This is a genomic window from Vibrio sp. 070316B (assembly GCF_013114115.1).
Lineage (GTDB): Bacteria > Pseudomonadota > Gammaproteobacteria > Enterobacterales > Vibrionaceae > Vibrio > Vibrio chagasii_B.
The window spans coordinates 88,015-101,103 of the sequence record NZ_VTYC01000011.1; the positions used below are offsets into that span (position 1 = coordinate 88,015).

Sequence of the window (13,089 nt, forward strand, 5' to 3'; positions counted from 1 at the left end):
AATCGGCGCGTTTTTTGTTGTTGTCATCCATAAAATCAATAGCTTTCTAAGCTCTCACTTAAGATCTGTTCAATACGCTTCACTATAGGGTGCTGATAACAAGCGCGGTGATACTGAATACCTACATCAAAAGTCACCGCTTCTCCATTGAATAAAACAGGTCGTTTGCTCAGTCCACTTGGGATTGAAGCCAAATCCATATCAAAGCCAACGTAGACATACTGGCTGACTTGAACACATTCCAATGCGGAGGATACCGATGCAACAGTCAGTTTCTGTTGCAATACCAAGCCGGTGCGTTTTTTTAGGCGTTCGTAGTAGGAGTTAGCATCCAATGACCCCATCGAAACGCGCACTGTATCAAAGCTCTCTAGTTGGTTAAGGTCAATGGCTTCGTTTTTTGCTAAAGGGTGGGTATCCGCCACATAAGCAAACAATTCCAACGAACCCACTTTACGCTCAACAATGCGGTCATTGAGTTCATTAGGATAACCCGACACACCAATCGCTAACGTGCCTGCTTTAGGGAATTCAACGCCATCTAAAGACCAATCCATCATCGATATCTTGGGCTTTGACTGCTCATTAGTCAGCCCTTGTAACAAAGGGACCGTAAACAGTGTGCTCAGCGGGTTGGCTGCGTGAAAAACATATTCGATGTTCGAATCGTTACCGATAAACGACTGCGATATTTGCTGCGCTTGCTCTAGCTTTTCCAGCGGTTCTTTTACCACTAGCATCAATTGCGTAGTGAACAAAGTCGGCGTATAAACACCTTTGGTTGCAATGAACAACTCATTAGCAAACAAGTCTCGACAATCGGAAAGATGACGATTAAACGTTGCGCGGCTGATATCCAGAATATGGCATACCTTCGCCTGAGATTGTTGCTCATAAAGCAGGTCCAAAAATCGATACAGATTTAAGTCGATTGTGTTTTTCAAATGCCCTACCTCATTTCCATACTATGTCGGTCTTTATTCAGTATGAACGTGAACCAAATAAATTTTAAACACTTAATACGATAACTTTGCTGCTGATAACGGTTTACCCAGAATGAAGCGTTAAGGAATCTTGCGAACCTTGGTCATCATCAACCCAAGGGCAGCCAACACTTGAGCCACGAAACAGCTGACAAAGAGTACCGGCAAACCAAACATTGTCACCAAGTATCCAGAAGCAGCCAGACCAAATGGCATCAAGAGTTTAAACAAAGACCCTGTAATTCCAGCAACACGACCAAGGTGCTTTTCCTCGAACGCTTCTTGACGATAGCTCCAAATACAAATGCTGCTGTAGACGCCAATCGCACTCACCCATAAGAACGACATCATCAATACGCCTTTTTCAATGACAACCATGTGCGCTGAAGTCATACCTTGCAGTAAATAGCTTTGACTCAGCAATGCAGGGAACAAGAATCCAAACGCCTCTAATACAATAGACAAAATAAGTAGCACGCCAAGCCCAATACGCTTTCGAACCTTATCCGCGGTAAAAGAACCTAATAAACCACCGACACCGGACGCCGCGATCAAGTAACCCACCTCGATATGACTGAGCGCTAATTCAGCTTTGGCAAAATAGATAGCTTGAATCCAGAAAATTGCACCCGTGGTATTGATCACCATCACGACCAAGGTGATGTGCCACATGTTTTTGTTCGCATATAAGATCAACCATCCCTCTTTAAGCGCGCTCAGCACCGACTGCGGAGCGACGGGGGCTGATGGTTTGAATTCCAGTTTATTGAGCTGCCAAAACGCTAGCACATACATCCCCGCAATAAGCAAAAACACGTTATGTAACGCAGACAATAAAAGCAGCCCCCCAGACAAAACCGGGCCAACAGTTTCTAACAAACTGTATAAAGAACTCATTCTCGCGGTGGCGGTATTTTGCATGTGCTGAGGTAAAACATTTTTCATCATCCCAATACGCGCATTGTGGTAACCATAGTTAAACGCCATCATCAGGAATGCGCACGGAAACAGTGCGTACAAAGGGTTCGGCAACCATCTCACTGCAATATAAGAGACGACCAATACTGCTGCTTGCCCGATCAACATGCATTGTGACCACTGCTTTTTATTAAACCTATCAACCCAAACACCGATGAACAGAGCTAATAGTAGGTTGGGTAAAAACTCGACGGCTCTCATCCAACCCATCATCTCTGAAGACTCTGTCAACTCGTAAACCAACAAGGGCAAAGCAAGGTCATAAATCTTGGTACCAAAGGCAACAAAGAACGCTGTTGAGAACAAAACAATAAAGCTTGAGCTTTTCCAAATAGAGGGGGATACCTCTGCACCTTTTATACTTTCCATTTCTCATTCCTTTTAAAAACAATCGAATAACTCTATTATCGAGATTAAAAGATGAAGAAAAATAGAAAGATTAAACAAGGATTTCACCTTTATGCATTACTGGAAGGCTCTAGCATTTTTACGTTCTCGGGTACTCGTTAACCAACCGACTTCACTCTCTTTAACTGAAGTAACCAATGCGCTAGGTTGTACCAAACGTAACGCTCAATTGGTGATCAAAAAGCTAGTCAGCGAAGGTTGGGTTGACTGGAAGTCGGGAGTTGGCAGAGGCAACCTACCCACACTCACACTATTAAAAAGCTTGGACAGTGAGCTTGAGGTACGAATAGATGAATTGCTCTCTGAGAATAAAGTTGACCAAGCATTGGATCTGGTTGATGAATCACAACGGGATCAGTTTCTACTGGGTTATATCAGCCGCTATCAAAGCTTGCCTACTGAACTAGATATTCTGCAAATCCCTTTTTATCGAGGGACACACAGTCTGGACCCGATTGAAGTCACACGACGCACTGAAGCTCACATCACTAGCTACCTTTTTAGTAACTTACTACGTTTCAACAAGTCAACTCACTCGTTTGATGGTGATCTTGCCATTGATTGGTATCAAACAGAGCACCGTTGGCACTTCACGTTACGCAAAGGCTTAGTCTTTCATGACGGTTCACCGATTCTAGCGCAAGACGTCAAAGCACACTTTCAACGTCTGATAGGCAGCAGTCACCACAATAGTCAGCAATTTAAATGCATCTCCGCTATTACTGTTATCGATCCGCTCCACCTCTGTTTCGATATCAATGCCAACACAGGCTACCTTCCATCACTGCTATCGTGCTCCGCTGCGGGTGTTGCCAAAGAAGTAGGAGGGAAAATCATTGGTAGCGGCAGCTTTAAATTGGTAGAACAGTCCGAATGGCTAACCAGACTCGAGGTTTTCAGCTCCTACCATGGGCACCGACCTTGGGTAGACGGTATAGAAATTTGGAATGTTGGTGATAAAGCCAAAGACTATGAAATGCACTGCGATATTGTTCACTCACACCCACATTACCAACACTCATCCATCTCAAACGAGCTTGCCGAGATAGAACAGTGGGAAAAGGGGTGCGAGTACGCTGTGATAAACCCACATCGACACACTTGGCTATCAAACCCACAACACCTTAAATCACTGAGTGAATTACTACGTTTGCTAGGGATCGCGAAAGACATACCTCTGGACACCGTCGGCTACGCCGAGGGGATGCTATCGACGTCCAATCAATCAACACAGCCAAAGATAGAAACGGCAAATAACCAAAGCCCATTACAAATGGCTCGACAATTCGCTGACCAGCATAGCAAGCCTAAACAACCGCTAAAGATCCTAACCTATCAGCTTTTTGACCACATAAAAATGGCTCGCCACTATTGTGATCGGTTAAATGAACTTGGTTTTATCTGCGAATATCAAGTGCTCGAGTTCCCTGAATTTTGTCAGCCAGATAACCTAAAAGATGCAGACATATTAATTAGCGGCGAAGTGTTTTCAGATAACCTCGATAGCAGTTGGATGGGGTGGCTACAAAGTTCTATCGCGTTAGAAGTGTGCCTCACTGATGAGCAAAAACAGTGGCGAGATGAAAGCCTTGAACGGCTTTGGAAAATTACCGATTACCAGCAACGACAACCTGTCTTCCTACACATAGAAGCGCAATTGATCACATTCGGAATCTATCGACCAATTTTCCACGTTAAACAGCAGCTCAATTATGCCAAAACCGTGAACCCTGTGGAGCAGTTGGCGAACGGTTGGATTGATTTTAACCAAATCACTATGCGCCGCTAAATAGCTTAATTCTCAACCTAAATTAAACCTCATAAAGAACAATGTCTTTATGTGACAATCAATTGATAAAAATATTTACTTTTCAATGGTTATATTAGAGATTTAATTTCTACATCTCATGCCAATTAGAGACAAAAAGACAATTTTTTTCTCCGACGACCTCCTTATACTGTGCCACGTCATTAAGGCGCTACAAGCCTATGATTTAAAATAATTATTAATGAGTAGTCACCATGAATTCGAAGTCGCTAACTATCTTGCTTTTTGTCTCTGTTTGCTTAATTTGGGGAACCACTTGGTTCGCTATGGAAGTGGCATTGCATTCTATCCCACCAATTTTTGCTACTGGACTGCGCTTTTTACTTGCAGCCCCTTTGCTTGCAGTATTAGCAAAAGCCTTCAATCAACCTTTGCTGTTCCCTAAAGGCAAGCGTCAATGGCTGCTTATTGTGGCACTGATGTATTTCGCGATTCCGTTCACTTTGATGATCTATGGTGAGCAATACATCTCTTCTGGTTTGGCTTCGATCATCTTCGCTAACATGCCTGTTGCTGTGATGCTGATGTCGGGTTTGTTCCTTGGTCTACGCTTAGCGAAGCATCAAATATTCGGCCTAGTTACTGCAGTTATCAGCCTGTGCTTAATTCTTGGTAACGAAATGCAAATGGGTGGTGATGACTACTTTATTGGTACGGTTTGCCTGGGGCTTGCGGTTGCGATTCACGCGGTGATGTACGTGTTAGTTCAAAAACACTGTAAAGGCATCGAGGTACTGACTTACAACGCTGTACCAAGTTTCATTGCTGCGATTTTCTTGTTTGCAGTATCGGCTGTTGGCGAGAACGTGAACGTAGAATCTTTCACTTGGGATTCTATCTCAGCGGTCGTGTATCTAGGTTTTGTAGCGAGTGTTGGCGGCATTGTGGCTTACTTTAAATTAGGACAGGTTTCGACGCCGTTCCAAGCGTCTATCTGCTTCTTAATCTTCCCAGTGGTTGCGCTACTGATCTCTTGCTATATCAATGGTGAGGTTCTATCTGAACAATCTCTGCTTATGATGATCCCTCTACTTTGTGGCATCTTGCTGACCAAGGCACCTAAGGGAATCTTCAAGCTACGCTCTTCTTTGAAAACAGTAAGTAGCAACTAGGCTAAGCTAGACTAATAATCTGTATATATAACCCTAGGGCTCACAATGAGTCTCTAGGGTTTTATTTAGTTACCACTCCGACTTAAACCTCTCTCTCACTTCCAGCCGCATATAAACTCTGTTTACTCTACTTTCCGAAATTACGTGCATTAAAGCTAGCGTAACTGATTCGATTGTAGGTTGAATAATTAGAAAACTAAAGCCTTTGTAAAGTGCTAAACATCACGTTTATTGAAAAGTAATGTTGACAATTTAAATTTAGAATTAACGGGGATTAGTAATTATCCTACGGCTCAACTAATCAATAAACAGAGTTTCAGGTACTCATCAACACTTCGAGTTAATTTTCTACTTATGGAGGGTCACAATGACCAAAAAGTACATTTTTCTTATATTCACCGCCTTAAACTTATCTGCATGTGGAAGTGGTTCATCTCCATCATCAGACACTCACCAAGACAACTCTTCTCTGACCGTATCCCAATCAATTCAAGCTAAAAGCATACTTTTGGAATGGAATAAAATTGAAGGCATTAAACATTATAAGTTGATACGTTATAGACCCTCGACTCAAGGTTTAATTAGCGAAGTAGTTGACCCCTCTATCACTGGTACTTCATATAAACTAAAGATCGACCTCGTCGATTTTGATGCCGCTTCTTCTGATTATGAACTGTTAGCCTGCAAAGATAATGATTATTGTCTTGTTCAATCCCCACAATTTCAATTAAAGAATCTAGAACAAACTGTCATCCGCGTTAAAACATATCTTGACCATTCTGAGTGGAACAACGTTCGATTTGGCGAAGCTATAACTTGGCAAAATGACCATTTAATTGTCAATTCAGGTAAAGATACAACTCGCGTAGTTGATATTTATACAAAGCAGAAAAGTGGCAATTATGGTTATGATGAATACATAGCTAATAGTACGAGCTATAACACTGACGGACAAAAAACAACGAATAGTCTGGTGGGCATAGGTAACACTTTCGAAGACATGATGCTTGCAACATCTACGTGTTCGACGAAAAAAGAAGCGCTAGTTCATATTAACAAAATGCACCACGATAATAATGGGCGTCCAAAACTTTCGCTTAAAAATTACAGCGATTCAAGTGGGCAAGCTTTAGCTAGTTCAGGTGAAAATGGCGGTATCATCATCATGGGAGACCCCGAAAAAAATGATGCAGGGGAAGTCTCATTCTTCATCAATAAAGACCTCAACTTTCCAGCAGCTCCTGAATCGGGCATAAAAACTTTACGTCACCCTAATGAGTTGAAACTAAAGCGCCCAGATGACCTAGCTGTAGATGCAAGGTTCGGTGCTAGTGTCGCTATTGCACAAGACAACGTTTTAGTTGTTGGTGCTCCTATGGATTCAATGCGAAAAGGGACAGGAAGCGAAGTCCAACACGGTGGTGCTGTCTATGTATACCGTCTTAATCCCTCTCCAAACGAATACAATGATATTTGGCACTTAGAAACCATACTGAAATTACCTATTCCAACTGAGAACAGTGGTTATGGGTCTTCAGTGACTATAAATAAAGACGCAGATCTCATTCTTGTTGGAGCTCCGGGGATCGATCAAGTTTTGAGTTATAGATACGATTCACAAAAAGGGTTTTGGTCAAACGTCGATACAATAGATCCAGTAAAAGCGTTTAAGGGGCAAAAGTTTGGTACTGGTATTTCGCTTAGTGACAATGGTTATCTAGCGGTATCCGCCCCGCTTGCCCCATGGCGTGGATTTGGTTTTCATCACAGCTCTGATACCTTAGAAGTTGGTGGCGACCCAGATGGTGCTGTTTATATTTACCACCTAACTAGCTATGGTGATCGAGACTATGCATGGGAAGGGGTTTTTACGGGTGATAGTGTCAGTGGTGTAAAAGAAGAGTTCGGAAAATCAATGATGTTTAAACCCGGCACTGACGAGCTTGCTATCGGAGCACCTGGACATCCTTCTGATCCTCTTCTCGATTGGAGTGACAATTCTTGGAAAGACGCTGGAGCCGTGTACATTTTCTAAATCAGTAAAGTAACTGTACATCAGCTGAAAAGGTATGAGGAACCAAACTACAACCCTCACTTGAGAAAAGTAATTAATGGAATCAATAACGTAGATATTCACATCTAGGGTTTTATTGTGATTTATTAATTAGTTTACGTTAGCGGATTATTTTACTGTTAATAAACTCGGTGACTTTACTTATACCCGTATCCATTGTTGATGGTATCAACCACTCTATAATTAATCAGAGCCAAGGTAAGTTATTATAAAGTTATATTTAAAATACTATTAGTCACTAAAAAGTAGGAACATTGGAATGAGATCAGGTTATGAAAGTGAACTATCACTTATTTTTGGTGGTGAAGATATAAAAATGGATCGTATATTATTTCTGTTGGAAAGAATTCATCAGTATGAGAGAAGTCTATATTGGATGAAAATGAAATTTATGGTCTTCGGAATGATAATTCCCACAATACTATCAATAGCTGCACTCTTTTTCTCAGTTATTAAATAAACCATTCACGTGTATTAACTTAGTCGTAAGGTCGAGTTTTCACTCGACCTATCACACTATACTCAATTCAAAAATCGTGATTCGAACCCAACATACGAGACTTGTCCATTTAGGCCGCTATACACATTCCTTTGAACAAGAGAACTGAAGCGAAAACTGCTTATTTTGTCTCGCGTTGATAAGGTATATCACACCTTACCTTACTGTTCGTAAATCCGAGTCTTCAAGTTCATCCGTTTAAAGCATATCGTTTCTCGACCATAAACTAGCACATAAAAAAAAGCTCCAATAGCGATATTGGAGCTTTTTATTTGTCTCTACCTAGCGTTAACGCCAGCTAAACATTCGCACTTCATTACCTTCTTCAGGTGTCTTAGGAATGTTTAAAGACAGCGCCAAAGAAACCGCCGCCATTGCTGCACCAATGTAGAACACAGTCGCAGGCGAAGAGAGCCAAATCACACCGAATACAACAGGAATAACAACTGCCGCAATATGATTGATAGTGAAAGACACACCCGCAGTGGAAGCCATATCAGCAGGGTCGGCAATTTTCTGGAAGTAGGTTTTGATTGCTAGAGCGAGAGCAAAGAATAGATGATCGATCACGTACAATGCTGCCGCCCATTCTGCACTTTGTACCAAGCCGTAACCGACAAACACACCAATCAAACCCACATACTCGAAGATAAGCGCTTTACGCTCACCCACTACACCAATGAACTTACCGATACGCTTAGCAAACAAGAAGTTAAACAGGTAATTAATTAAGAACAGTAGAGTAACGTCTGCCGCCGAGTAACCGAACTTCTCTACCATCAAAAAGCCTGCAAATACCGTGAATATCTGTCTTCTGGCACCACTCATAAATGTCAGCGCGTAGTAAAGCCAGTAACGCTTTCTCAGCACCAACTTCTTATTTTGCTGGGTCTTCGTTTGAAATTCAGGGAAGCCAAAAGTCATCACCAGTACCAGAACAAAACCTATGCCGCCAGTAATGCCATATACCCAAACGAAATCGAGCTTTAACTGCTCCAACATCACCCAGATAGAGCCGTAAGTAAGCAGAGATGCTAACGCACCAACCGAGATCATTTTACCTAGCATCTCTGGCGCTTCTTCTTTACTCAGCCATTGTAGGGATAAAGATTGCTTGAGGGTTTCAAAATAATGAAAGCCCGTCGACATCAAAATGGTGGTAAACAAAAGGCCAGTAAGTGAAGGGAACAAGCCAGTAATCGCCGTCCCGATAGTGAGCATAGCCAGCGATACCAACATGAAGCGCTGCTCGCGGATGAAAGCCAGCACAAACACCACAGTAAAAGCTAAAAAGCCCGGAATTTCACGAACACTTTGTAGTAAGCCGATATCGGCACCGTCAAAGTTCGCTTTCTCTATCACAAAGTTGTTCAACAGAGCCATCCAGCTCGAAAACGCGATAGGTACAACAATCGAAATCAATAATAAAAAGTTTTGCGGCGTTTTCCAGCTCGCCTTCGATGCACTCATAGCAGCCAAATCCTAAATAGTAATCCAGTATCATACTCCGGTTTTATGCCGAGTAACAAATGATTAACTTATTAGGATAAAAGCAACATTACATGACTTTCATCGTTTGCATAGGGGAGCCTGAAAACAGCAATCGACACCTTGAAATGATGAAACATTATGTTACATTTACATCCTACTTGATCACAACCAAGTGACGGGAATGACAACCCTGCGTAACACTCCTCTCTACTACGCGCATCCCAATATCAAAATTTCATTCTAAGCCTACCTGCACTTGCAGCGTCTGCGCTTCTGACTTTTATAATAATAACTCATTGGATTAACTATGTTTCCCATCTCTCATGAGGGGAAGTGGTTTCGATTTTTAATGGTATTCATATTCCTTGGTGCTGCCATGGAGACGGATATCTATCTACCCACATTTCCCGATATATTGAAGGACTTCAACACTGACGCGGTTATGGTGCAGCGCATTCTGAGCTATAACTTTATCGGCATCTGTATTGGTTCCTTACTCTATGGACCACTATCGGATCATTTTGGTCGCCGAAAGATACTAATGTTTGGTTTTAGTGTCTTCCTTGCTGCAAGTATCGGCTGCATTTTTGCTTTAAGTATCGAGCAATTATTAGCGTTTCGACTGCTCCAAGGCTTCGGTAGTTCAGCGTGCGTAATCGTTGGTACCGCAATGATCTTTGATCTGTTCGATGAAGAACCCGCCGCCAAACTGATTGCCGACCTCAACACGTTAGTGGTCAGCTTGATGGCTTTTGCACCTCTTATTGGCGGCTGGATAAGCCTCCATATGGGGTATAAAGCAAACTTTGTCTTTATCGCCATTTTAGTACTGCTGTCTGCGACCAAATGCTTCTTCTTCTTACCTGAATCTTTGAGTAGAGATAAACGGAAAAAGGTCGCGCCAAAGCGAATAGCAAGCGACTACAAAACCGTATTGTCTTCGTCTGCCTTTTGGTACAACACGCTAGTGACGAGCTTAATTCTTGCCGCCTATATGATTTATGTTTCCAACATGTCGTTATTGTATATAGAGCAATTAGACGTCAGCCCCGATCGCTTCCCGTTTTTCCAAATGGCAACACTGGGCACATTCGTCTTGGTGAGTCTGAACAACGCACGCTTAATCGACAGGTTTGGTATCGATAAGTTAAAAAGTACTGGGCTTGGCTTAATATTTACCACCACGCTCATCTTTTTCTTATTACCGTCTGAGCAACTCAACTCACCATTCATCCTAACAGGGACGATGTGCTTATTTTCAATAGGTGCAGGGTTATCGATTGGATTGTTCTTTGCTAAATCGATGCAAGTTTTTCCAGATCTAACAGGAATCACAGCATCACTGGTGACGGCTATTCGCCTATTTTTTGTTTCTGCAGCGATTGATTTAGGCAGTAATGCGTACGAAGGGACATCGGAGTCAGTCATACATGTGATGACCGCCGTCGTTATCTTTTTAGCGGCTATCTCCTCGCTCAATTACTGGCGTCAAAGCCGATTGAAACAGGCTGAGAATATGTAGCAAGTACCTGAGTAAAGAAGGGAGTTAGCCTCCCTTCTTTATTGATTAAATGCCTTTAAAGGGCTTTATAAAAGGTTAACCACTCGCCTCGTTCTAAGCCGCTAACGTTCACTCCTGTGATGCCACTCGAGGTTGTTGCGTTAGAAGGAGAGAATGAAAGGTTAACATTTTTGAATTTATCAGCGATGCTACTTTCCGTTCCTGTTTGAGAAAGAATGTAGCCCAAGTTAGTAGAGTTCCAGCTTGAGTTTCCACTGTCTTCCCATTTTTTGAGGAGTTCTTTTGTTACCAGTTGGCTACCAACTTTAAGAGCCGGACCACTAATATTTCGGAATTGATAGTAATCCACCCCTGAAGAAGTCAGCGCAATCACTTTTTCAGCCAATACATACAAAGAGTTGATTGCCGAACTGCTCAACACCTCTTTCACTACCAAGGTTCTATTCGTGTTATCAACGATATAGAGAATGTTCGCTGTAGCAACCGCACTTATTTTGCCATCCTTCGATGTTGCTATCTTACTGATGGTGGAATCGACATCCAACTCCCCAAGTACCGTTTGCTGAATCGAGTTTGAAACCCATTCAAGCTTGTTACTGTCTAGCCCCAACAAAATTTGCTGGTTCGCTACAATATTGGCTGTTTTCAGGTTCAACTTATCAATCGTCATCTTGGTGGATAAGTTAGTTGTGTTAATAACCTCAGCCGCTAAATTGGCGCTCGAAAAATAATTCTTATAAACAATCAAAGCTTCACTTTGGTCGTAAGATGGCATGATCTGAGGCGAAGAGGACTTGAGTGCGTGGCGCCAATTATTCATCGCTAACTTGTCAGCACTTAGTAATCTAACCTCTTGCTGCGAGTAAATCGAACTACCAGTATTTTTAACTGCCAATAACGAGCCGCTTTGCAGCAGTGGAATCACTTTTGTAAAGTTATCGTTGATACATGATTGACTAGAATCAGGAGTTTCAGCAGGTTTAGGTTTCGGCGTAGGAATTGGCGGCAGCGTTCCTCCGCTTCGGCTACTGTAGCTATCAATCTTAAACGCCTTTGCACCACTATTATTGGTACTCGTTAGACTCGATAAGAAGATGCCATTGGCACCTTTACTATTACAAATATCACTCTCCGTCGGTGAGGCGTAAGACGTAGGCTTATAAACTTTATAGGCTTGGCTACCATTCAATGTAGGTACTAACTGAATGATTTCATTAGACTCTACCGGTATCTCTACGCCACCAGTTCCGCCTCCATGGTGGTCATCATCGTCGTCATCGTCATCGTCATCGTCATCGTCATCGTCATCATCGTAATCGTCGTCATGAGAACGAATACTAATCAAGCCAGAATTAGCTTGGGACGCCAAACCATTATCAAGAGTCACTGGCTTATTACGTGAAGAGCTATCGATTTGCATCACGACATCATTCGCCGTTAGAAACACTATCTGACTACTCGCTGGATTCAGAGCGATAGATTTGGCACCAGAGAATTCTGGCACCGATTGAGAACCGCGAACAACCAGAGCATCCTCTATTTGCAAGTGCCTCGAAGCAGTTCCCGCGACATCGACGCCTGAAAGGTCCAACGTTTTATGCTCGATCATGAGGTCGAGAGCATGGGCAATATTTGTGTATGCAGCTTGCTTTCCGTCAGTTTGTGCCTTTTTCAGCGATTTTAGCAACACATTAGACTTATCTTTAGGTCCATACGTTGTGTCTAGTGAGGCAAAATTCACACCGACATGATCACCTAATTTACTTTGAAGCGATGCTTTAGCCTGTTCTATATCGTTGCTAATCGTTGGATTAAACATCATCTCGCTATGAATCAAAGTAGTGAAAGGCGTCACCAGCTCCATACCAGGAGAAGCGGTTAAAATTGCACCATCATATTGCCTCTGTTGTGCATACCCGGAAACGTCTGTAATGAGTTTTTCTTGCTCACTGCATACACCATTCAGATCTGCATCAGCACATACTAATGAACTTTGAAAAGCATGGCCTGAAGTGGTCGCTCCAACTGGATTCTCTCCATCAGAACTCCCCCCACACCCTGCGACCATTAGGGCACTAGATATAGCTAGTGATAATTTGCATACTAAAAATTTATTGCGCATTTTTTCGACCGATTCACCTAGTTTATTGCTGTATGAGTAGTATTTTATTTTGCTATTAAATCACTTAACCAA

8 protein-coding genes are annotated in these 13,089 nt (G+C 42.4%); 4 read left to right on the plus strand and 4 right to left on the minus strand.

The window, feature by feature from the left end; genetic code table 11:
- Positions 1-35 precede the first annotated feature (35 nt).
- Together F0251_RS10935 and F0251_RS10940 are read right to left on the minus strand one after the other, a co-directional pair.
- A complete protein-coding gene (locus F0251_RS10935; protein WP_105058756.1) occupies positions 36-944 on the minus strand; it encodes a LysR family transcriptional regulator in 909 nt (302 codons plus the stop codon).
- Between the two features lie 120 nt (positions 945-1,064).
- Complete coding sequence (locus F0251_RS10940; protein ID WP_171730981.1) at positions 1,065-2,330, minus strand: MFS transporter; 1,266 nt, start codon at positions 2,328-2,330, stop codon at positions 1,065-1,067.
- A gap of 91 nt (positions 2,331-2,421) precedes the next feature.
- Here F0251_RS10940 and F0251_RS10945 point away from each other — a divergent pair, with 91 nt between their 5' ends.
- The 3 genes from F0251_RS10945 to F0251_RS10955 all read left to right on the plus strand — a co-directional run bounded on the left by F0251_RS10945 (position 2,422) and on the right by F0251_RS10955 (position 7,344).
- Positions 2,422-4,158: an SgrR family transcriptional regulator gene (locus F0251_RS10945; RefSeq protein ID WP_116871033.1), complete on the plus strand. Its 1,737-nt coding sequence runs from the start codon at positions 2,422-2,424 to the stop codon at positions 4,156-4,158.
- 233 nt (positions 4,159-4,391) lie between these two features.
- The gene (locus tag F0251_RS10950) at positions 4,392-5,309 is read left to right on the plus strand and encodes a DMT family transporter (protein ID WP_171730982.1); all 918 of its coding nucleotides are present in this window, start codon (positions 4,392-4,394) and stop codon (positions 5,307-5,309) included.
- A gap of 367 nt (positions 5,310-5,676) precedes the next feature.
- A complete protein-coding gene (locus F0251_RS10955; protein ID WP_059018083.1) occupies positions 5,677-7,344 on the plus strand; it encodes a hypothetical protein in 1,668 nt (555 codons plus the stop codon).
- 826 nt (positions 7,345-8,170) lie between these two features.
- On the opposite strand, the gene F0251_RS10960 is transcribed toward F0251_RS10955, so the two are convergent.
- Positions 8,171-9,352, minus strand: coding sequence for an MFS transporter (locus F0251_RS10960; protein ID WP_105058752.1), 1,182 nt, complete (start codon positions 9,350-9,352; stop codon positions 8,171-8,173).
- 328 nt (positions 9,353-9,680) lie between these two features.
- Between F0251_RS10960 and F0251_RS10965 the strand changes: the two genes are divergently transcribed.
- Positions 9,681-10,895, plus strand: coding sequence for a multidrug effflux MFS transporter (locus tag F0251_RS10965; protein ID WP_171730983.1), 1,215 nt, complete (start codon positions 9,681-9,683; stop codon positions 10,893-10,895).
- Between the two features lie 55 nt (positions 10,896-10,950).
- On the opposite strand, the gene F0251_RS10970 is transcribed toward F0251_RS10965, so the two are convergent.
- The gene (locus F0251_RS10970; protein WP_171730995.1) at positions 10,951-12,963 is read right to left on the minus strand and encodes a hypothetical protein; all 2,013 of its coding nucleotides are present in this window, start codon (positions 12,961-12,963) and stop codon (positions 10,951-10,953) included.
- Between the last annotated feature and the right edge of the window lie 126 nt (positions 12,964-13,089).

Bases quoted from the DNA above. Each gene is read 5' to 3' on its own strand.
- F0251_RS10965 (WP_171730983.1), top strand. From the start codon at position 9,681: ATGTTTCCCATCTCTCATGAGGGGAAGTGGTTTCGATTTTTAATGGTA.
- F0251_RS10960 (WP_105058752.1), bottom strand. From the start codon at position 9,352: ATGAGTGCATCGAAGGCGAGCTGGAAAACGCCGCAAAACTTTTTATTA.
- F0251_RS10945 (WP_116871033.1), top strand. From the start codon at position 2,422: ATGCATTACTGGAAGGCTCTAGCATTTTTACGTTCTCGGGTACTCGTT.
- F0251_RS10970 (WP_171730995.1), bottom strand. From the start codon at position 12,963: ATGGTCGCAGGGTGTGGGGGGAGTTCTGATGGAGAGAATCCAGTTGGA.
- F0251_RS10955 (WP_059018083.1), top strand. From the start codon at position 5,677: ATGACCAAAAAGTACATTTTTCTTATATTCACCGCCTTAAACTTATCT.
- F0251_RS10950 (WP_171730982.1), top strand. From the start codon at position 4,392: ATGAATTCGAAGTCGCTAACTATCTTGCTTTTTGTCTCTGTTTGCTTA.
- F0251_RS10940 (WP_171730981.1), bottom strand. From the start codon at position 2,330: ATGGAAAGTATAAAAGGTGCAGAGGTATCCCCCTCTATTTGGAAAAGC.